Source organism: Celeribacter halophilus (genome assembly GCF_900114135.1).
Lineage (GTDB): Bacteria > Pseudomonadota > Alphaproteobacteria > Rhodobacterales > Rhodobacteraceae > Celeribacter > Celeribacter halophilus.
Genome location: NZ_FORY01000002.1, coordinates 154,733 through 175,132 on the forward strand (window position 1 = coordinate 154,733; position 20,400 = coordinate 175,132).

15 protein-coding genes are annotated in these 20,400 nt (G+C 56.9%); 9 read left to right on the plus strand and 6 right to left on the minus strand.

What is annotated here, in order from left to right:
- Positions 1–74 precede the first annotated feature (74 nt).
- The 5 genes from BM152_RS02485 (at position 75) to BM152_RS02505 (ending at position 8,226) form a co-directional block, all read left to right on the plus strand.
- Positions 75–1,256 carry an RsmB/NOP family class I SAM-dependent RNA methyltransferase gene (locus BM152_RS02485; RefSeq protein WP_066606084.1) on the plus strand — a complete coding sequence of 394 codons (1,182 nt, stop codon included), beginning with the start codon at positions 75–77 and terminating at the stop codon, positions 1,254–1,256.
- A 266-nt stretch (positions 1,257–1,522) separates the two neighbouring features.
- Positions 1,523–3,817, plus strand: a complete 2,295-nt coding sequence (locus BM152_RS02490; RefSeq protein WP_066606086.1) for a hybrid sensor histidine kinase/response regulator — start codon at positions 1,523–1,525, stop codon at positions 3,815–3,817.
- 220 nt (positions 3,818–4,037) lie between these two features.
- Positions 4,038–5,129 (plus strand): recombinase RecA, encoded by a 1,092-nt coding sequence (gene recA / locus BM152_RS02495; RefSeq protein ID WP_066606088.1) that lies wholly within the window; start codon positions 4,038–4,040, stop codon positions 5,127–5,129.
- Positions 5,130–5,283: 154 nt separating this feature from the next.
- Positions 5,284–7,935: an alanine--tRNA ligase gene (gene alaS / locus BM152_RS02500; RefSeq protein ID WP_066606097.1), complete on the plus strand. Its 2,652-nt coding sequence runs from the start codon at positions 5,284–5,286 to the stop codon at positions 7,933–7,935.
- 3 nt (positions 7,936–7,938) lie between these two features.
- Positions 7,939–8,226, plus strand: coding sequence for a DUF1330 domain-containing protein (locus tag BM152_RS02505; RefSeq protein WP_066606099.1), 288 nt, complete (start codon positions 7,939–7,941; stop codon positions 8,224–8,226).
- A 159-nt stretch (positions 8,227–8,385) separates the two neighbouring features.
- Here BM152_RS02505 and typA read toward each other — a convergent pair whose 3' ends face one another.
- The 6 genes from typA to BM152_RS02535 form a co-directional block, all read right to left on the minus strand.
- On the minus strand, positions 8,386–10,206 hold the full coding sequence (gene typA / locus BM152_RS02510) for a translational GTPase TypA (RefSeq protein ID WP_066606101.1): 1,821 nt from the start codon (positions 10,204–10,206) through the stop codon (positions 8,386–8,388).
- A 214-nt stretch (positions 10,207–10,420) separates the two neighbouring features.
- Positions 10,421–10,756 (minus strand): DMT family transporter, encoded by a 336-nt coding sequence (locus tag BM152_RS02515; RefSeq protein ID WP_066606104.1) that lies wholly within the window; start codon positions 10,754–10,756, stop codon positions 10,421–10,423.
- Between the two features lie 19 nt (positions 10,757–10,775).
- Entirely contained in the window at positions 10,776–11,390 is a 615-nt protein-coding gene (locus BM152_RS02520) for a YitT family protein (RefSeq protein WP_066606106.1), read from the minus strand.
- Positions 11,391–11,411: 21 nt separating this feature from the next.
- Positions 11,412–12,023: a YitT family protein gene (locus BM152_RS02525; protein ID WP_414835855.1), complete on the minus strand. Its 612-nt coding sequence runs from the start codon at positions 12,021–12,023 to the stop codon at positions 11,412–11,414.
- Between the two features lie 432 nt (positions 12,024–12,455).
- The gene (locus BM152_RS02530; RefSeq protein WP_066606488.1) at positions 12,456–13,022 is read right to left on the minus strand and encodes a HupE/UreJ family protein; all 567 of its coding nucleotides are present in this window, start codon (positions 13,020–13,022) and stop codon (positions 12,456–12,458) included.
- Positions 13,023–13,268: 246 nt separating this feature from the next.
- Positions 13,269–14,483: an NADP-dependent isocitrate dehydrogenase gene (locus BM152_RS02535; protein WP_066606111.1), complete on the minus strand. Its 1,215-nt coding sequence runs from the start codon at positions 14,481–14,483 to the stop codon at positions 13,269–13,271.
- A gap of 330 nt (positions 14,484–14,813) precedes the next feature.
- Between BM152_RS02535 and BM152_RS02540 the strand changes: the two genes are divergently transcribed.
- The 4 genes from BM152_RS02540 (at position 14,814) to BM152_RS02555 (ending at position 20,359) form a co-directional block, all read left to right on the plus strand.
- A complete protein-coding gene (locus BM152_RS02540; RefSeq protein WP_066606114.1) occupies positions 14,814–16,883 on the plus strand; it encodes a TonB-dependent receptor domain-containing protein in 2,070 nt (689 codons plus the stop codon).
- Between the two features lie 215 nt (positions 16,884–17,098).
- Complete coding sequence (rplM, locus tag BM152_RS02545; RefSeq protein ID WP_066606116.1) at positions 17,099–17,563, plus strand: 50S ribosomal protein L13; 465 nt, start codon at positions 17,099–17,101, stop codon at positions 17,561–17,563.
- Between the two features lie 2 nt (positions 17,564–17,565).
- Complete coding sequence (gene rpsI, locus BM152_RS02550; RefSeq protein WP_066606122.1) at positions 17,566–18,051, plus strand: 30S ribosomal protein S9; 486 nt, start codon at positions 17,566–17,568, stop codon at positions 18,049–18,051.
- A 280-nt stretch (positions 18,052–18,331) separates the two neighbouring features.
- Positions 18,332–20,359: a methyl-accepting chemotaxis protein gene (locus BM152_RS02555; protein ID WP_066606124.1), complete on the plus strand. Its 2,028-nt coding sequence runs from the start codon at positions 18,332–18,334 to the stop codon at positions 20,357–20,359.
- Positions 20,360–20,400: the final 41 nt, after the last annotated feature.

Below are 20,400 nucleotides of genomic sequence, written 5' to 3' on the forward strand. Positions count from 1 at the left end.
TGTGACCATGAATTTTACAGCGGGGGCTTCGGCCCCCGTTGCTTTTTGCGCCAGAGCCTGATTTTGCTGATCCCATGACACCAGTTGCCCGCATTTCCGCCGCCATAGAGATTCTCGACGATGTTTTGATCGGCGAGAATGCCGAACGTGTGCTCACCACTTGGGCGCGCGGCCATCGATTTGCGGGGTCCAAGGATCGCGCGGCCATCCGTGATCTCGTCTTTGATGCGTTGCGCTGTTTGCGCTCCTACTGCTGGCTCGGTGGCGCAGGGCTGGGGCGTCCTTCAGGGCGTCAGGTGATGATCGGGGCGTTGCGTGCGACGGGAGCTGATCTGGATACGGTGTTTTGCGAGGCCCGTTTCGCGCCGCGCCCTCTGACTGAAGAGGAACGTGCAGTAGTGCCCGATCTGGAGGGGGCCCCACAGGCGGTTCAATTGGATTGTCCGGACTGGCTCTTGCCGCTTTACGAGGCCACGCTGAGCGAGACCGCCGTTGCGGTTCTGGAACGGATGCGCACGCGTTCAGGTGTGTTTCTGAGGGTCAATGCCCGCAAATCGACGCTGGGCCATGCGATGGAACATCTGGAGAATGACGGGATCGAAGCGGTGCCGCATCCTCTGTCCGAAACCGCTCTGAAAGTGACCAAGGGCGCACGCGCAGTGGCGCGGTCACAGGCTTATCTGACCGGCCTTGTCGAGCTACAGGACGCGGGATCGCAGGCGATCATCGACGCCTTGCCGCTTGAGGACGGGATGCGTGTTCTGGACTATTGTGCCGGAGGCGGAGGCAAGGCGCTGGCGATGGGGGCGCGCGTTGATGTGGACCTGACCGCCCATGATGTCGATCCCGCACGAATGCAGGATATCGCGCCGCGGGCCTCGCGGGCAGGGATCAAGGTTTTGACCGCACGCAAGGCCGATATGGCCTCGGATTATGATCTTGTGCTCTGTGATGTGCCCTGTTCCGGTTCGGGGGCCTATGCGCGTAGCCCGCAAGGCAAATGGGCACTAACCCCTGTGCGATTGGAACAGTTGACGGGGCTGCAATCCCAAATCCTCGACGAGGTCGCGCCGCTCGTGCGCTCTGGCGGTGTTCTGGCCTATGCGACCTGTTCGCTGTTTCAGGCGGAAAACACCGCGCAAATCGAAGCCTTTCTGGACCGTCACTCCGGTTTTACCTTAGAGGCCCAACGCCTCATCAGCCCTTTGGAGGGCGGCGACGGATTTTTCTATGCGGTTTTGCGGCGCACTGTGTGATTTGACCTCAGGCGTTCCGCGCCTAAAAGTATATTTGAAATACAGGTTTACCAGAAATATTTCCCCGTTTTATCCTCGATTTGGTTGGGCATTAAGTGATCGTTAACCAAATCTGATCAATGCTCGGTTCATAGATGTGGATTGTTTAAAATCCGCACGTGTACACCTTCCGGTTGCAGGGCCGGAGGACCGATAAGGCGTGTCGCAGGGTGATAGGCGGCACGTCAGAGTAAAATAGCACGGGGGGGAAACGTGTGCAGACCACGATGAGCGTAGGTCCATTGTCGAAGCAGGCCGGACGGCTCGCGCCCTATTGTCTGGCGATTGCCACGGGCGGGGTACTCCTTTGCGCCAGTGCCTTGGTGATCCCTTTTCCGCAACTTGGCATATTTGCCTTCGTGGCTGGGGCAGTTCTGCTCTGGTCGGCGATTCTTGTGCGTGTGTTGAGTTATCGTCAAAGCCTCCGGCGCCGCCGCATCAGCGATACGCTGGCGGCCTGTCTTGAAAATGATGCTGCTGCGGCGTTTTCCACGGATATGGATGGGGTGATTGGCTATGCAAACCGTGCGGCTTTGACGCGGTTTGGCAAGCATCGCGGGAACTCTCTCGCGGCCACGCTCGAAGATCTGTTCGCGTCTCCCGCCACCACCCTGAGCCGTTTGCAATCGCGTGCCTTGGCCAAGGGGGCGGCGCGTGAAGATGTCGTGCTGCGTCACGGCCATATGCGGTTGTCAGTGCATTTGATTGACGGGGCGGGGTTTCTCTGGCGTCTTGAAAATGTGGCGGCTCAAAACGCCGCGCTTGATGGCGGTGCAATTTCGCTACCGATGCTTTCTTTGAGCAAAAACAACACGATCCTCTTTATGAACGAGCCGCTGCGGCGTTTGATCGGGCATCAGGCAAAAACGCTTGATCGCATCATTTCCGACCTGCCGATCCGGCCCGGAGATGTTCATGCTCTTTCGGCGGTTGACGGGCGCATTTATGCCCGAGTCGCGCAATATGAAAGTAGCGCAACCGGACGCAAGGAATTGTATTTCCTGCCGGAAGTGACGCCGAGCGTCGGCGAATGGGATGCTTTTGATGCGCTGCCGGTGGCGTTGCTGAAGGTCGCTGTCGACGGGAGCATCCTGCAATCGAACCGCCATTCGCGGGAACTTCTGGCGATCCCGACCCATGACAAGTTTAACCTTGGCGATCTGGTCGAAGGGCTTGGGCGACCGGTGCAGGACTGGGTGTCGGACGTGGCGATGGGGCGGGCGCGCAAGCCCGAGTTTGTGCGCGCCTCACGTCCGCAGAATGACACGTTTTTGCAGATCACCTTGAACAGGGTCGAGGGCAAGGACGGGCAAGTCGAACTGATCGCGGTTCTTTCGGATGCGACGGAGTTGAAGTCTCTTGAGGCGCAATTCGTGCAAAGCCAGAAAATGCAGGCGATTGGTCAGTTGGCGGGCGGGATCGCGCATGATTTCAACAATCTTTTGACTGCAATATCAGGCCATTGCGACCTGTTGTTGCTACGCCACGATGAGGCCGATCCGGAATATGGCGATTTGGTGCAGATCCATCAGAACGCCAATCGCGCGGCCTCTTTGGTCGGGCAGTTGCTCGCCTTTTCGCGCAAGCAGACGCTCAAGCCGGAGGTCATCGACCTGCGTGACACCCTGTCCGATCTGGCGCATCTGTTGAACCGGCTTGTGGGGGAGAAGGTGACGCTGACCCTTACGCATGATGTGGGTCTTCTGCCGATCCGTGTGGACAAGCGGCAGTTGGAACAGGTGATCATGAATCTGGTCGTGAACGCCCGCGACGCCATGCCGACGGGTGGCGAGATCAAGGTCGAAACCCGCAACGAAGTGCTGCGCGAAGGGCTTGCGCGTGATCGGGTCACTGTGCCGCCGGGGGAATATGTCATAATTTCCGTGACAGATCAGGGCGTTGGTATTCCGCCCGAGCGGTTGCCGAAAGTGTTCGAACCGTTTTACACCACCAAGCGCACAGGTGAGGGCACCGGTTTGGGTCTTTCGACGGCCTACGGGATCATCAAGCAGACGGGCGGCTTTATTTTTGTGGACAGTGTTGTGGGGGCTGGGACGGCCTTTACGATCTATCTCCCCGCCCATACTGCGCGTGCCGAGGCCGTGGTCGAGGCTGCTCATGCGCCAGATTCCGAGGGGGAGGTGTCCGCCGAACGCGGCTCCGGTGCGATCCTTTTGGTCGAGGACGAAGCGCCCGTGCGTGCCTTTGCATCGCGGGCCTTACGCCTGCGCGGCTATACGGTGATTGAAGCGGAGAATGCGGAAGAAGCCCTTGAGACCTTGGAAGACAAGACACTGCACATTGATGTCTTTGTCTCCGACGTGATCATGCCCGGTATGGACGGTCCAAGCTGGGTGTCCGAGGCGCTCAAGGATCGTCCTGGGGTCAAGGTGGTCTTTGTGTCGGGCTATGCCGAAGACCACTTTACGGCGCAGCAGGCCCGAATTCCCAATTCGAGCTTTCTGGCCAAACCGTTTTCACTGTCCGAATTGACCGCGAAGGTACAGGCGCAATTTGACTGAATTTGCACATGTTTTTGACGGTTGGAAAAAGACGGATTGCGTCAACGCAATGTTAACTAAGACCAGGCCAAAGTTGTTTCGATAAATTTACATTGAAATGTTCTCTTTTTGTGCTCATAAAGGAAGGCGAGAACAAGAGGCGAACACAGGCGACGTCTGAGAGACCGTCCAACTGCGTGATGGACGCGTTCCGGCGGGTGTGAAATAAGGGACAGAACAGATGGCAACGGCGACCAAAGATACGGCGAAACAGATGGCAAAAAACGACAAGCAGAACGGCGACAAGCAAAAGGCGCTCGATAGCGCGCTGGCGCAGATCGAACGGCAATTCGGCAAGGGCTCGATCATGAAACTTGGCGCCGACAATCCGGTGCAGGAGATCGAATCCACATCGACCGGTTCTCTCGGTCTCGACATCGCACTGGGGATCGGCGGGATTCCGAAAGGCCGGATCATTGAAATCTACGGCCCGGAATCCTCGGGGAAAACCACTTTGACGCTGCATTGTGTGGCCGAAGAACAGAAAAAAGGCGGCGTTTGTGCCTTTGTCGATGCCGAACACGCGCTCGACCCGATCTATGCCCGCAAGCTCGGCGTCGATCTGGACGAATTGCTGATCTCCCAGCCGGATACGGGCGAGCAGGCGCTTGAAATCGTCGATACGTTGGTGCGCTCGGGAGCGGTGAGCCTTGTCGTGGTCGACTCAGTGGCGGCGCTGACGCCGAAATCCGAGTTGGAAGGCGATATGGGCGACAGTTCGGTCGGCGTTCAGGCGCGTCTGATGTCGCAGGCGATGCGTAAACTCACCGGTTCGATCTCCCGCTCGAAATGCACGGTGATCTTCATCAACCAGATTCGCATGAAAATCGGCGTCATGTTCGGGTCTCCGGAAACCACGACGGGCGGTAATGCGCTCAAATTCTACTCCTCTGTGCGCCTCGATATCCGTCGCATTGGCGCGATCAAGGATCGTGACGAGGTGGTTGGCTCCGAAACCCGCGTGAAAGTTGTGAAAAACAAGGTGGCCCCGCCGTTCAAACAGGTGGAATTCGACATCATGTATGGCGAAGGTATCTCCAAAACCGGAGAGCTTTTGGACCTTGGTGTAAAAGCGGGCGTTGTGGACAAATCCGGCGCGTGGTTCTCCTATGGGGATGAGCGCATGGGGCAGGGGCGTGAAAACTCCAAACGCTTCCTTCGGGAAAACCCCCAGATCGCACTGGAGATCGAGGATAAAATCCGCGCCGCGCACGGGCTGGATTTCGACCTCGGGGATGAATTCGAGAAAGACGACTTGCTCGACGACGAATAAGGCGACAAGCAGGTTGCCTGCCGGTATTTTACCGTCAGATCAGAGAAGGGCCGGTTCCATTTGAGGGGCTGGCCCTTTTTCGGTTATGGACAGGCCCGCGCAGGGGCGGTAAACCTCCCTGAACGCCAAGAAATCCCGCAAGGAAGCGCCCAACATGCCCAGCGTGAACGACATCCGCTCCACTTTTCTGAACTATTTCGAACGCAACGGTCATACGATCGTGCCAAGTTCGCCGCTTGTGCCGCGCAATGACCCGACCCTGATGTTCACCAATTCCGGTATGGTGCAGTTCAAAAACTGTTTCACCGGCGTCGAAAAACGCGATTACAGCCGTGCCACCACGGCGCAGAAATGCGTTCGAGCGGGCGGCAAGCACAACGACCTCGACAACGTGGGCTACACCGCACGCCACCACACGTTTTTCGAGATGCTGGGCAACTTCTCCTTTGGCGACTATTTCAAGGATGATGCGATCCCCTTTGCGTGGGAGTTGATCACCAAGGATTTCGGTATCCCGAAGGACAAGCTCTACACGACGGTTTACCACACCGACGACGAAGCTTTTGAAATCTGGAAGAAAGTCGGTGTGCCCGAGGAGCGGATCATCCGCATCGCGACCTCCGACAACTTCTGGCAAATGGGCGATACGGGGCCGTGCGGTCCCTGCACCGAGATTTTCTACGATCACGGCGATCACATCTGGGGCGGTCCTCCCGGCTCGCCCGAAGAGGATGGCGACCGTTTTATCGAGATCTGGAACGTCGTGTTCATGCAGAACGAGCGTTTTGCCGATGGCTCGATGGTCGATCTCGACATGCAGTCCATCGATACCGGCATGGGGTTGGAGCGGATCGCGGCGCTTTTGCAGGGCAGCCACGACAACTACGACACCGACCTGATGAAGGCGTTGATCGAGGCTTCGGCGCACGCGACCTCCGTTGATCCCTATGGTGACAAGAACGTGCATCACCGCGTGATCGCGGATCACCTGCGCTCGACGTCCTTCCTGATAGCTGATGGCGTGATGCCGTCCAATGAGGGGCGCGGCTACGTGTTGCGCCGCATCATGCGCCGCGCCATGCGCCACGCGCACCTTCTTGGTGCCAAAGACCCGATCATGCACAGCCTTGTGCCCGAACTGGTGCGCCAGATGGGCGATGCCTATCCGGAACTGCGCACGGGGCAGGCTATGATCGAAGAGACGCTGAAACTCGAAGAGACCCGCTTCATTCAGACGCTGGATCGCGGGCTGAAACTTCTGGAAGACGAGCTGACCGATCTGCCGGACGGAGAGAAACTCCCCGGCGAGGCGGCATTCAAGCTCTATGATACCTACGGTTTCCCGCTCGATCTGACACAGGATGCCTTGCGCGAAAAAGGCGTCGAGGTGGACACCGACGGGTTTGACACGGCTATGGCCGAACAGAAAGCCAAGGCGCGCGCGGCATGGGCCGGCTCCGGTGAGACGGCGGATGCGACCGTCTGGTATGACATTGCCGAAGAAAAAGGCACCAGCGAATTCCTTGGCTACGACACCGAAAAGGCCGAGGGCGAAATCGTGGCTCTGGTCAAGGACGGTGTGCGGGTGGATGCGGTTCAGGAGGGCGACACGGTGCAGATCGTGGTCAACCAGACGCCGTTCTACGCCGAATCCGGTGGTCAGGTCGGTGATACCGGTGTGATCCGCGTCGAAAAATCCATCGCGAAGGTGACGGATACAAAGAAAGTCGCGGGCGTCTTCATCCATTTTGCCACCATCGAGCGTGGCGAGATCAAGGTGGGCGAACCGGCCGCTCTGGAAGTCGATCACACGCGGCGTTCCGCCATTCGGGCGAACCACTCCGCCACACACCTTTTGCACGAAGCACTGCGCCAAACCTTGGGCGATCATGTTGCCCAACGCGGCTCGCTTAATGCGCCGGATCGTCTGCGGTTCGACTTCTCGCATGCGAAGGGGTTGACTGCGGACGAAATTGCCAAGGTCGAGCGTGATGTGAATACGTTCATCCGCCAGAACTCCGCCGTGGAAACCCGCATCATGACACCGGATGACGCGCGCGCGATCGGCGCACAGGCGCTCTTTGGCGAGAAATACGGCGACGAGGTGCGCGTTGTGTCTATGGGCGTGGCTGATACCGGAAAGGGCGCGGACGGGAAAACCTACTCCCTCGAACTTTGTGGCGGCACCCATGTGAAACGCACGGGCGATATCGGGCTTTGCGTCATTCTGGGCGACAGCGCCTCAAGCGCCGGTGTGCGCCGAATCGAGGCTCTGACAGGGCAGGCGGCTCTGGACCATCTCGAAGCGGAAGCCAACCGTAGCCATGAGGTCGCGGCTCTGCTCAAAACGCCAGTCGGTGAAGTTGTGGAGCGCGTCAAATCTCTGGCTGACGAGCGCAAAAAGCTTGAACAGGAAGTCGCCAATCTCAAGCAACAGATCGCTATGGGCGGCGGTGCCGGTGGCGCGGTTGAGGCCAAGGATGTCAACGGCATCCCCTTCCTCGCCCAAGCGCTCGAAGGCGTGTCCGGCAAAGACTTGCGCGGTCTGATTGACGCCCACAAAAACAACCTCGGCTCCGGTGTGATCCTTCTGATCGCCGAAGAGGGCGGCAAGGTCGCGGTGGCCTGTGGTGTGACCGATGATCTGAAAGACAAGGTTTCTGCCGTGGATGTGCTCAAGGCGGCGGTGCCTGCTGTGGGCGGCAAGGGCGGCGGTGGTCGTCCGGATATGGCGCAAGGCGGGGGCAAGGATTTCTCTGGCGCTGACGCTGCGATTGCGGCCGCTGAAACCCTGTTGAAAGGATAAGACATGCCTGCTTTGTGGATCGCCCATGTGACCGTCACCGATGAAGAGGCCTATGGCAAATATGCCAAGCTGGCCGGCCCCGCGATTGCCAAACATGGCGGTAAGTTCATCGCCCGTGCGGCGCGTTATGTGCAGCTTGAAGGCAAGGAACGTCCGCGCAATGTTGTCGCCAAATTCGAAACGGTCGAGGCGGCGGTGGCCTGTTATCATTCGCCGGAATACCAAGAGGCACTGAGCCACGCCAAAGGCGCGTCGGAACGGGAACTTCTGGTGGTTGAAACCGAGGAATAACCGGTTTCGATTTGCGCGTTAGCGCAATTACCTCACATTAAAAGCGGCGCGGAAAATCTCCCGCGTCGCTTTTTTATATCTGCGGATCCAAGTGCTTGGCCGCATAGAAAAGGCCCGCCGAAGCGGGCCTTTGTTTCCTTTGTGCCGAAAATACTCGGCTCAGATCTGGGCAGCCTTGGCATGGCGTTTGCGCTCATGCGGATCAAGGTAGCGTTTGCGCAGACGGATGCTTTGCGGCGTCACTTCAACCAGTTCGTCATCGTTGATATACGCGATGGCTTCTTCGAGAGAGAGCGTGACCGGTGTGGTCAGACGCACCGCATCATCCGTGCCGGAGGCGCGCACGTTGGTGAGCTTTTTGCCCTTCAACGGGTTCACTTCCAGATCGTTGTCGCGGCTGTGCTCGCCGATGATCATGCCTTGGTAGACTTTCGCCTGAGCGCCGATGAACAGCTTGCCGCGTTCTTCGAGGTTCCACAGCGCATAGGCCACGGATTCGCCGTCTTCCATAGAGATCAGAACGCCCTGACGACGACCCGGGATGGGGCCTTTGTAGGCGGTCCAGCCGTGGAACACACGGTTGAGAACGCCGGTGCCGCGGGTGTCGGTGAGGAACTCGCCGTGATAACCGATGAGACCGCGCGACGGCACATGCGCGATGATCCGCGTTTTGCCGTTTTGCTGTTTCATCTCGGTCAGATCGCCTTTGCGCGCGCCGGTGAGCTTCTCGATCACAGCGCCGGAATATTCGTCATCCACGTCGACCGTGACTTCTTCGACCGGCTCCATGCGCTTGCCGTCTTCTTCTTTCATGATCACCTGCGGGCGGGAGATCGAAAGTTCGAACCCTTCGCGGCGCATGTTCTCGATCAGAACGCCCATTTGCAATTCGCCACGACCGGAGACTTCGAAGGCCTCGCCGCCGGGGGTGTCTTTCACCTTGATCGCCACATTGACCTCGGCCTCACGCATGAGACGGTCTCGGATGACGCGGGATTGGACTTTCTTGCCTTCACGACCGGCCAGCGGGCTGTCGTTGATGCCGAAGGTGACAGTGATGGTGGGCGGGTCAATCGGCTGGGCTTCGAGCGGTTCTTCCACTTCGAGAGCACACAGCGTATCGGACACCGTGGCTTTCGCCATGCCGGAGAGCGAGACGATGTCGCCTGCGATCGCTTCGTCGATTTCGGCCATGGACAGACCGCGGAAGGCCTGAATTTTCTTGACCTGAAACTGTTCGATCTTCTGGCCGTTGCGGGTCAGGGCCTGAATCGTGGCGCCGGCTTTGATTTTACCGGTTTCAACACGGCCCGTCAGGATGCGACCGAGGAACGGGTCGGAGCCCAGCGTGGTGGCGAGCATTTTGAACGGCTCGTCCTGATGCTTGAGCTGCTTGGGGGCAGGGACGTGGTTGAGGATGAGATTGAACAGCGCGGAGAGATCCTTGCGCGGTCCGTCGAGTTCCGCATCACACCAACCGGAGCGACCGGAGGCATAGAGATGCGGGAAGTCGAGTTGGTCGTCATCGGCGTCGAGCGAGGCGAAGAGGTCGAAACATTCGTCCAGAGCACGATCCGGTTCGGCGTCCGGCTTGTCGACCTTGTTCAGAACCACGATGGGGCGCAGGCCGAGAGCGAGCGCCTTGGAGGTCACGAATTTGGTTTGCGGCATCGGGCCTTCGGCGGCGTCCACCAAAAGGACAACCCCGTCCACCATGGAGAGGATGCGTTCCACCTCGCCACCGAAGTCGGCGTGGCCGGGCGTGTCCACGATGTTGATGCGATGGCCTTTCCACTCAACCGAAGTGGCTTTCGCCAGAATGGTGATGCCGCGCTCGCGCTCCAGATCATTGGAGTCCATGGCGCGTTCTGTGGTGGCTTGGTTTTCGCGGTAGGTGCCCGACTGTTTCAACAGCTCGTCCACGAGTGTGGTTTTGCCGTGGTCAACGTGGGCGATGATTGCGATATTGCGAAGATCCATAGGGTTCGGTTTCCGTCGTGAAAGATTGCTTGGTCCCGCGCCTAACGGGTGGCAGGGCAAAAGACCAGCTTTAATGCATATGAGGGCGGTGAAAACCCGCTTAAAGCGTTTTGCGTGAAATCTAAAGCACAGATTTCCGGAAAATGCCGGTATCGGTCGGTTTTGTTGCGGGAATTTGCGCGTGTTCTGTGTTTTTTCTCACGCGCGAGAGATTTTAATGGGTGGTTGTGTGCGAGAAAAGATGAATGACCAGCACGCCAGCGATGATCAACCCCATTCCTAAGGCGGCGGCGAGGTCAATCTTTTGGCCAAAGGCGAAAAGGCCGATGAGGGTGATGAGGACGATGCCAAGACCCGACCAGATGGCATAGACCACACCCACGGGCATGACCTTGAAGGTCAGGGACAGGAAGTAGAAGGACAGCCCGTAACTGATGGTCACCACCGCCGCTGGAACCAGTCGTGTGAATTGTGCTGAGGCGTTCAATGCGGCTGTGCCGATCACTTCGGAGACGATGGCGGCGATCAGAAAGATGTAATGTTTGGGCATGTCGGTCTCACGGATCGGGTTACATGGCGATATAGCGGTCGCGACGGTGGTTGATGGCGATCACAAGATTGACGACCACAGCGCCCAGCAGTGAATAGAGTACTTGTGGCAGGGGCATGAAAAAGAAGGCGACGGCAAAGAGGCAGGCGTCAAAGGCCAGTTGGACATAGCCCGCTTTGATGCCGGTGGCGTCCTGCATATAGAGCGCCAGAATGCCCAAGCCGCCCAGCGAGCCGCCGTGCCGGAAGATCGCCATGAGCCCCGCACCCGTCATGAAGCCGACCATGATGGCACCGAACCACGGGGTGAGCGTCTCGAAGGCGAGCATGGTCGGAAACCATTCGGAAAGCACAGAGATCAGCGCGACATTGATAAAGGTTTTGCCGACGAAGACCTTGCCCATACGTTTGTATCCGAACCAGTAAAACGGCAGGTTGACGACAAAGAACACCCAGCCGAAAGGCCAGCCGGACACATAGGAAATCAGGATCGCAAGCCCCGCCGTCTGGCCCGTGATCAGCCCCATAGAGCGCAGCATCACAAGGGCAAAGGCACACATGGAAGTGCCGAAAAGATAGCCCTGTAGATCCTCGAACCACGTATGTTTCTCGGCTTTTTGTGCATCCGTTTGCATAATCTGTCCCTGCTCGTCCTGTCAGTCGGCAATATAGCGGTCGCGGCGGTGATTGAAGGCGATTACACCGTTGAGGATCACCGCCCCCAGCAGCGAATACAGGACGCGCGTCGGTTCGAAAAGAAAGAAAGCAACGGCAAAGAGCACAGCGTCGAAGCACAGTTGCACAAGCCCTGCACGAATTCCGAACCGGTCCTGCGCGTAGAGCGCGACCACGCCAAGCCCTCCGAGCGAGCCTTTGTGCCGGAAGGTGCCCAAAAGCCCGTATCCCGTGAGGATACCAAAGGCGATGGTGCCGAAAAGCGGATCGAGATGGGAAAATGTCATCCAGTTCGGGATCACGGCCACAAGAACCGACAGGGCGGTGACGCAGAGCGCGGATTTGATGGTAAATTCGCGCCCCATACGGAAATAGGCCAGCGCGTAGAACGGGATGTTGATGAGCCAGAACACCCACGAAAAAGACCAGCCCGTCAGGTAGGAGATCACCAATGCCAGCCCCGCGGTCTGTCCGGTGATGAAGCCGAGTTGTGAGATGATGGTCAGTCCGATTGCGGTGGTGATGAGCGCAATGGAGAATCCCTGCACATCCTCGAAGGGGCTGTGTTTATGTGGCGTCTGGGTGAGGGGCATGGGCGCTGGCATGCGTTTGAAAATAGGACAGCTTTACTGACCTGTCCAGCGCAAAAACAAACAAAGCCGGAGAGGGGCGCGCGCTTTTCATCTGGCTGCAATTTTTTTGGGCAAATCCGAGCGGGAAAAGCCATTTATTCGACCCGCAGCCGCTGGGTCTGAAACAGCATCAGCGTCTCGGCCAGTTGCGGTTTTTTGCGGAATCAGATGCTGCTTGTGTGCCGGGCTGTCTCGTGGCGTTCGAAGTTTGTGTCTGCTCTTGTCTCAAATGTAACCGGACACCTGTGCGGCAGAGGGGGCTGCTTGATCGGGAAACCTTCTGTCTTCCGTTTTGCGGAAGGACAAGGGCAGAAGGTTTAAGGATATTTTTATATATAAAATTGCGCGGAAATATCCCGCGCAATCCGTTTCGTTCAGGCAATGAAGGTTGGATTAACCGATCAGTAGCGACAGGCCCATCAGGGTTGCCAGAGCGCCCAGAAGGCGCGGACCATAGGGCAGGGCGCGGGCGGTCAAACGGGCGGCAAGGATACCTGCGGCATGGAGCAGGGCCGTGGCAATGACAAAGCCTACGCCAAAGCCCAGAGCTTGAGCCGCACCCAGTTCCGCGCCGTGGGCGTGACCGTGAAACAGGCCGAAAACGGCGGCAACAGCGATGCCACCTGCAAGGCCGGGTTTGACCGCAAAGCTGGCCAGAAGCCCGATCAGAATAGCGGAGGCGAGGATCATCGGTTCCACAAACGGCAGGGGAAGCGCCGCGATCCCGCCCATAAACCCAAGCGCCATCGCGCCCACAAAAACGGCAGGCACGGCCCAGACCGCCTTGCCGCCGATCTGCATGGCCCAAACCCCGACCGCGATCATGGCGATGATGTGATCAAGCCCGAAGAGCGGGTGGGATGCGCCGGCCATGAAGGAGCCGTGTTGCTCCGGCGGCAGATGGGCGAGGGCAGGGCTGGCGACGAGGGCGCAAAGCGCGGTGAGGAAATGTTTTTTCATGGCTGTCATTCTGTGTTGGGTCTGTTGGTCCGAGCCAGAAAGGCGGTGCGCCTTTGAATGGCGATGTGCTGCGCTTCCGGTCAGGGAAAGCGCCTGTTCCACAGGTCAGACTGTCGAAGGGACGGTCTGTTTTCAAGGCGCTCGCCGAGAGTTTTTGTTGAAATCTATGCGTTTGATTAAAAAATAGACATAAAAAGGCCGGAGCAACGGGGCTCCGGCCTGTAGATGCTGTGTCAGGTCTCGCGCTTATCCGGCCAGAGCCTTGTTGAGGTTTTCGTCGATTTTCTCAAGGAAGCCCATCGTCGTCAGCCAGCCTTGGTCGGGGCCGACAAGCAGCGCGAGGTCTTTGGTCATGAACCCGCTTTCCACCGTATCCACGATGACTTTCTCCAGCGTCGTGGCAAAGCGCATCAGCTGTTCGTTGCCGTCAAGTTTGGCGCGGTGCTTCAGGCCACCGGTCCATGCGTAGATGGAGGCAATCGAGTTGGTGGAGGTGGCTTCGCCCGCCTGATGCTGGCGATAGTGACGGGTTACGGTGCCGTGGGCGGCCTCGGCCTCGACGATCTTGCCATCGGGTGTCATCAGCTGCGAGGTCATGAGACCCAGCGAGCCAAAGCCCTGCGCCACGGTGTCGGATTGCACGTCACCGTCATAGTTTTTACACGCCCAGACAAATTTGCCGGACCATTTCATCGCGCAGGCCACCATGTCGTCAATCAGGCGGTGCTCATACCAGATACCGGCTTTCTTGAAGTCTTCGGCAAATTCCGCATCGTAAATCTCTTGGAAGATGTCTTTGAAACGGCCGTCATAGGCTTTGAGAATGGTGTTCTTGGTGGACAGATACACCGGCCAGCCAAGGTTCAACCCGTAGTTCAGCGAGGCGCGGGCAAAGTCGCGGATCGAGTCGTCAAGGTTATACATCGCCTGATAGACGCCCGCCGAAGGTGCGTCATAGACGATCTTTTCGATCACAGTGCCGTCTTCGCCCTCGAATTTCATCGTCAACTGCCCCTTTCCGGGGAAGGTGAAATCGGTGGCTTTATACTGGTCGCCAAAGGCATGACGCCCGACCACGATGGGATCGGTCCAGCCGGGCACGAGGCGCGGCACGTTTTTGCAGATGATCGGCTGGCGGAATACAACGCCGCCAAGAATGTTGCGGATCGTGCCATTGGGCGAACGCCACATTTTCTTGAGTCCGAATTCCTCGACGCGCTGTTCGTCTGGCGTGATCGTGGCACATTTGACCGCGACGCCGACTTCCTTGGTCTTCATCGCCGCATCAATGGTGATCTGGTCTTCGGTGCGATCGCGCTCCTCAATGCCGAGATCATAATAAAGCAGGTCGAGGTCGAGATAGGGGAGGATCAGTTTCTTCTTGATGAAATCCCACATAATGCGGGTCATTTCATCGCCGTCCATTTCGACAATGGGGTTGTCTACCTTGATCTTAGTCATCTGGGGATCTCCATGAGGGGGCTGGAAGAGTCGTTTGTCTTCTATCGCAATTTTGCGGGGAGTGAAATGGATTTGTATACCAATGCATACTTAGGCGGGGCGTGCGGGCTACATCGCCTCCGCGTTAGGCGGGTGTCTATAGGTGTCGCGTATGAATGTATCATTTTTGCAACGAGCTGTAGGGGGATATTTCGACAATCTTGATAAAAATACTAAGAATATATAGCAGCGGCGTGATTGCAGGTTCTGCCATAGTGCGCAGAGCTTCCAGGTAGCGACAAGCCCCCGAGATACCAGAGCAATCATCACGCAATTTATGAGGGGGTTGCTATGTCAACTTATTCACGGCCTGAACTGGCACGCATGCGGCTGCTGTGCAGTGCCGCTATTCTCGTTTCATCTTTTCCGCTTGCAACACTGGCCCAAGAGATCACGGTTCTCGACACGATTGTGGTTGAGGGCGAAGAGGGGGAAGTGACAACCCAAACGCTATCGGGGGCTTCCGTTGAAGAATTGGAAGGTGCCTTGATTGTCGAGCAATATGGCAATGATATTGGCACTGCTGTGCGTGCGACCGCAGGGGCCTTTACCCGGTCTCCGGCAGATAGCCCGACAGTGACCGTCAACATTCGTGGTCTGCAAAGCTATGGTCGCGTCAACACTATGATCGACGGCATTCCGCAGACATTCCGAAATATTTCAGGTCATGGCGGGTCATATGATGATCAGGTGTTCCTTGATCCGGGCTTGGTGGTCGGCGCCGATATCGCCAAGGGGGCCGTTGCGGGGGCGGATGGTCTTGGTGCTCTGGCCGGAGCGGCCAATTTTCGGACCATCGGGATTGATGATCTGGTTGATGCCGGAGAAACCACGGGTGGCATGGCGCGGCTGAGTTTCGGCACCAATGGCAATGACGTTTCTGCGACATTGGCCGGAGCCGTTCAGAGCAAAGATGGCACATGGGGCGGTCTTGCGGCGGTGAGCGGTTACAATCACGGTCCGTTTGAGGACGGGGCAGGGACAGAGACCAGCGAATATTATAAAGATGAACCGCGCACCATTCTGGCGAAGATGCGGTATCGTCCCTCTGCCGATCTTGAGTTCAATCTGACGGCACAGGATTACCAGAACACGTTCTATCCGACAGATTCTTCCGGCTACATCTGGGATGTGGAACGCAAGAGCGTGATCGCGGATATGGCATACAATCCGGGTGATCCGCTGATTGATATGAAGGCGAAAGTCTACTGGCAAGATATGAGCTTCAATTTCCCGACGGGCGAAGGCAAAACCTCGGGCAGCTATCTCGGACGCAACGGCACAGATGAAACCTTTGGGGCAAATCTGAGCAACCGCAGCAAGCTGGCGATTGCGGCAGGTGATCTTCTTCTCGACTATGGTGTTGCTTACACGTCGAATGATTTCGACACCGAGGAAAGCACCTCCGGCGCAAACGCGGCGGGTAAACTGTCCAAATCAGGCGTGTTTTTCAATGCCGCCTATGCGATTGGCGATTGGGATTTCGGTGGCGGTGTGCGCTATGATTATTACCAGTTGGACAGCACGATCGACGGTGAGGATGTCACGCGTGACGATGGCAAGCTGAATGGCAACCTCGTTGCGCGCTACCATCTGAACGATGCGTGGTCTGTCTATGGCTCATATGCCGAAACCATGCGCGCGCCGACCGTTACGGAGATGTTCTACAGTGGTGGATCGCACGCGACATCCAGTTCTTCTGTTCTCACCAATCCCGACCTTGAGGCGGAAACCGCCGATACATTCGAGCTTGGAGTGAATTTCGGGCGTGAAGGTCTCTGGGCGGGGGCGACGTTGTTCCAGTCCGATATTGAGAACTTCATCAACTACGAAGAAGACAGTGATGGCAACGTCCGCTTTATCAACACCGATGGCAATGTGACCATGAAGGGGATCGAGTTGTCCGCAGGGTTTGATACAGAGCGCTTCTTCGGATCGCTCTCTCTGACGCTTGCGGATACGGAGCAGCCGATCAGCAACAACGCCGGTGTTGGTATGGACACATATGGCCAGTTGCCGGATGACTATGCGACGCTTGATCTGGGCATGAAGCTACTCAATGGCGATGCCCGTGTCGGCGGACGTGTGCGGTATGTTGGCGAAAGTTCTGTGGCGACATTTACCTCCTTTACGGATTATAGCGGAACCACGGTGGACCTCGCGTCTTACACATTGTTCGACCTCTATGGTTCGTGGCAGGTGAGTGAAGGGTTGGAGCTTTACGCCAGCGTCGAGAATGTGTTCGATAAATTCTATCGTGAGGCAGGCACGGGTCTCGCCACGTCGGGCGAAAGCCTCTTTGGTGACGGGATCGGCGGGCGGGGCCGAACGGTTGAACTGGGTATGACCTACCGTTTCTGATCCTTTTCACATAAGACCATAAGGCGAGCCTGTCCCTTTCGGGGCAGGCTTTTCCAAAATTGAGTGTGTTTTATGCGTATTTTGTGGGGTAAAATGATACCTATTTTTTAAGCCATTGAAATATAACAATTTATATAACATTGACGCGCTTGACGTGGCGCGGGAAATGCTTAGAACACGCTTAATCGAATTCAATTCCCATAAGGGCTGAACCTATGAAAACCTTTTCCGCAACTCCGGCGGACATCGACAAGAAATGGATCATCATCGACGCCGAAGGTGTCGTGCTTGGCCGTCTCGCTTCGATCGTCGCCATGCGTCTGCGTGGCAAACACAAAGCCACCTTCACCCCGTCCATGGACATGGGTGACAATGTCATCGTGATCAACGCCGACAAAGTGCAACTCACCGGCAAGAAACGCACCGACGAGCGCTTCTACTGGCACACCGGCCACCCGGGCGGCATCAAGTCCCGTTCCATGGGCGAACTTCTCGAGGGCAAATTCCCCGAGCGCGTCGTGACCAAAGCCGTGCAGCGTATGCTGCCGGGCGGCAAACTGTCCCGCCAGCAAATGACCAACCTGCGCGTTTATGCGGGCGCCGAGCACCCGCACGAAGCTCAGAATCCCGAAGTTCTGGATGTCAAATCCATGAACAAGAAAAACACCCGGAGCGCATAATTATGGCTGATGAAATCAAATCCCTCGACGAGCTGAACGCCGTCGCCGGTGGCGAAGCCGTCGCTGAAGTGGCTGCGCCCCGTGAACCCGTTCGTGACGAACTGGGCCGTTCCTACGCAACCGGCAAGCGTAAAGACGCTGTTGCCCGCGTCTGGATCAAGCCGGGCTCCGGCAAGGTCACCGTCAACGGCAAGGACATGGACGTCTACTTCGCACGTCCGGTGCTGCAACTCATCGTGAAACAGCCGGCACAGGTTGCTGGTGTTGAAGGTGAATTTGACGTTGTTGCGACTGTCAAAGGTGGCGGTCTCTCTGGTCAGGCCGGTGCTGTAAAACACGGCATCTCCAAAGCCCTGCAGCTTTACAACCCGGAACTGCGCGCTGCTCTGAAAGCCGCCGGCTTCCTGACCCGTGACTCGCGTGTTGTGGAACGTAAGAAATTCGGTAAGCGCAAAGCTCGCCGTTCCTTCCAGTTCTCCAAGCGTTAATCGCTGGACATCAGAAACAAAGACAAACGCCCGCTGCTTCAAGCGGGCGTTTTTCGTTTGGCGTGTGTGGCTTGCTTCGGTCTTTCGAGACGCAGGTGTCCAATACCTTCGCCAAAGCCCTCCCTTCATGAAAGAAGACGCCCGTAAAATGCATCGGGCTTAAATGAATCTTCACTCCTTTACGGCATGAAACAGTGTGAAGCGGGCTATGCTCACACACTGATCAGCCGTCTGACCGTCAGATGCGGCTTCAATCTGATCGGAAGGCCAGGAGAGAGAGATGAAGTTTTTTCGTAATATCAAGTTGATGTCAAAATCATCTGTCACGGACCATGCGGCGGGCAGAGGGCATGATGCTACGGTCGCGCGTGACGATACTGGCGGGATTGACCCGGGGGCTCCCGAGGAGGCGCTGCACGACAAGCTGCTCAAAACCGCCTCTTTTGAGGCGTCTCCCGCAGCTTTGATATTGCTTGATGATACATTGAAGATTTCGGTAGTGAACCCTGCGGCGCAGGTTTTGCTGAAGCAAAGCGAGGATGCTTTTCGCCAACATTTTGGTCTTTCTGATGCGGAAGATATACGCGGAAAAAATCTGTCTGACATATTTCAGAATATGGAGGTTGCACAGGCCCTCCAATCCGGGACGGAGCAGCTGCCCTATGAGACAGAAGCCAAGGTGGGTGAGCTACATTTTGCACTCAAAATCAATGCGGTAACCAAGGATGACGGTGCGCGCGTTGGTCATGTTCTGGAAATGGCTGATATCACAGAAAGCCGCAGCAACAAGACTGTGCTTTCTGTTCTGGATAGCCATCAAGTGAGGGCAGAGTTCAGCCCTGATGGGCAATTGCGGACTGTGAACGGCACTTTCGCGCAATTGTTGGGGCTGGAAGCTAACGATCTTCTTGGGAAGCGGTATGAGCATATTTTCGATTTGGAGACACAAGAGGATGGCGGTCACAAAGACGTTTGGGCCCGTGTAACGCAAGGCGAGAGTATTCGCGGGCGTTTCAAATTTCTCAATTCTGATGAGGAGATGCCCCCCCTTGTGGAGGGCATATTCAGCCCGCTTCTGGACGGCTCCGGACGAACGTCTCGCATCATTTTTCTGGGCATGGATGTGACGGAAAGTCAGGCGGTCTTGCGGGCTGCGGACGCCGATCGGGAGCGCATGAAAGCCGAGCAGGACCGGGTGGTTGAGGACCTGCGCATCGGTCTCAAAAAACTGGCCGGCGGTGATTTGAGATTCCGTATCGTCGAAGCGTTTTTCGGTGAATATGAAACCCTGCGCAAAGATTTCAATCACGCAGTCGACAACCTTCACGATGCGATGCGCAATGTGGTTGAAAATGCCGACATGATCCGTTCCGAGGCTTCGGAAATATCGAATGCAGCTGATGACCTGTCGCGCCGCACGGAGCAGCAAGCAGCAACGCTTGAGCAGACAGCGACAGCTTTGGACCAACTGACCTCATCTGTCCGTTCGGCCGCCGATGGTGCGAATCAGGCCTCTGTGATGGTGGATACGGCAAAGACAAATGCGGAAGCCTCCGGCAAGGTGGTCCAGCAGGCAGTCGAGGCTATGAGTGAAATCGAAACCTCGTCAAATCAGATTTCCAAGATCACCTCGGTCATCGATGACATTGCATTCCAGACCAACCTGCTGGCCTTGAATGCAGGCGTTGAGGCTGCGCGCGCAGGGGAGGCTGGTCGCGGCTTTGCTGTGGTCGCATCCGAGGTGCGTGCTCTTGCACAAAGATCTTCCGATGCAGCGCGAGAAATCAACGACTTGATCTCCAAGTCGGGGGATCTTGTGAAACGTGGTGTGAGCTTGGTTGGCGAAACCGGTGAGGCATTGAGCGGCATTGTGAGGTCTGTCTCGGAGATTTCCAACAACGTATCCGAAATCGCAGTTTCCTCGCGCGAACAATCTTCGGGGCTTGCCGAAATCAACACGGCGGTGAACCAACTGGATCAGGTCACACAGCAGAATGCCGCGATGTTTGAAGAAACCACGGCGGCGAGCCATGCTTTGACCAAAGAAGCCGAGAACCTGACCCAGACCACGTCGCGGTTTTCGATTGCCGCAGATCACAAAGCATCTGCGGTGAATGCCGGAAAAATGGATGAAAAAGGAACGCTCCATCATCTGCCGGAGAACCCGTCCCAACCGTCGCAGATGCCTGTCGGTCAACCGTCTTACGAAAATTCGGGGACGTTAGAGACGATTGGTTCTGCAAGAAAAGCAGTGAATGCACCGGAGACTATGGCTGTTGTTTTGGAAGATGATTGGGAAGATTTCTAGAACGCTTTGCAGGGAAAACATGAGTTGGAAACGACCCGAAC

Coding starts and splice junctions, on each gene's coding strand:
- BM152_RS02485 (WP_066606084.1), top strand. CDS start 75: ATGACACCAGTTGCCCGCATTTCCGCCGCCATAGAGATTCTCGACGAT.
- BM152_RS02490 (WP_066606086.1), top strand. CDS start 1,523: ATGAGCGTAGGTCCATTGTCGAAGCAGGCCGGACGGCTCGCGCCCTAT.
- recA (WP_066606088.1), top strand. CDS start 4,038: ATGGCAACGGCGACCAAAGATACGGCGAAACAGATGGCAAAAAACGAC.
- alaS (WP_066606097.1), top strand. CDS start 5,284: ATGCCCAGCGTGAACGACATCCGCTCCACTTTTCTGAACTATTTCGAA.
- BM152_RS02505 (WP_066606099.1), top strand. CDS start 7,939: ATGCCTGCTTTGTGGATCGCCCATGTGACCGTCACCGATGAAGAGGCC.
- typA (WP_066606101.1), bottom strand. CDS start 10,206: ATGGATCTTCGCAATATCGCAATCATCGCCCACGTTGACCACGGCAAA.
- BM152_RS02515 (WP_066606104.1), bottom strand. CDS start 10,756: ATGCCCAAACATTACATCTTTCTGATCGCCGCCATCGTCTCCGAAGTG.
- BM152_RS02520 (WP_066606106.1), bottom strand. CDS start 11,390: ATGCAAACGGATGCACAAAAAGCCGAGAAACATACGTGGTTCGAGGAT.
- BM152_RS02525 (WP_414835855.1), bottom strand. CDS start 12,023: ATGCCCCTCACCCAGACGCCACATAAACACAGCCCCTTCGAGGATGTG.
- BM152_RS02530 (WP_066606488.1), bottom strand. CDS start 13,022: ATGAAAAAACATTTCCTCACCGCGCTTTGCGCCCTCGTCGCCAGCCCT.
- BM152_RS02535 (WP_066606111.1), bottom strand. CDS start 14,483: ATGACTAAGATCAAGGTAGACAACCCCATTGTCGAAATGGACGGCGAT.
- BM152_RS02540 (WP_066606114.1), top strand. CDS start 14,814: ATGTCAACTTATTCACGGCCTGAACTGGCACGCATGCGGCTGCTGTGC.
- rplM (WP_066606116.1), top strand. CDS start 17,099: ATGAAAACCTTTTCCGCAACTCCGGCGGACATCGACAAGAAATGGATC.
- rpsI (WP_066606122.1), top strand. CDS start 17,566: ATGGCTGATGAAATCAAATCCCTCGACGAGCTGAACGCCGTCGCCGGT.
- BM152_RS02555 (WP_066606124.1), top strand. CDS start 18,332: ATGAAGTTTTTTCGTAATATCAAGTTGATGTCAAAATCATCTGTCACG.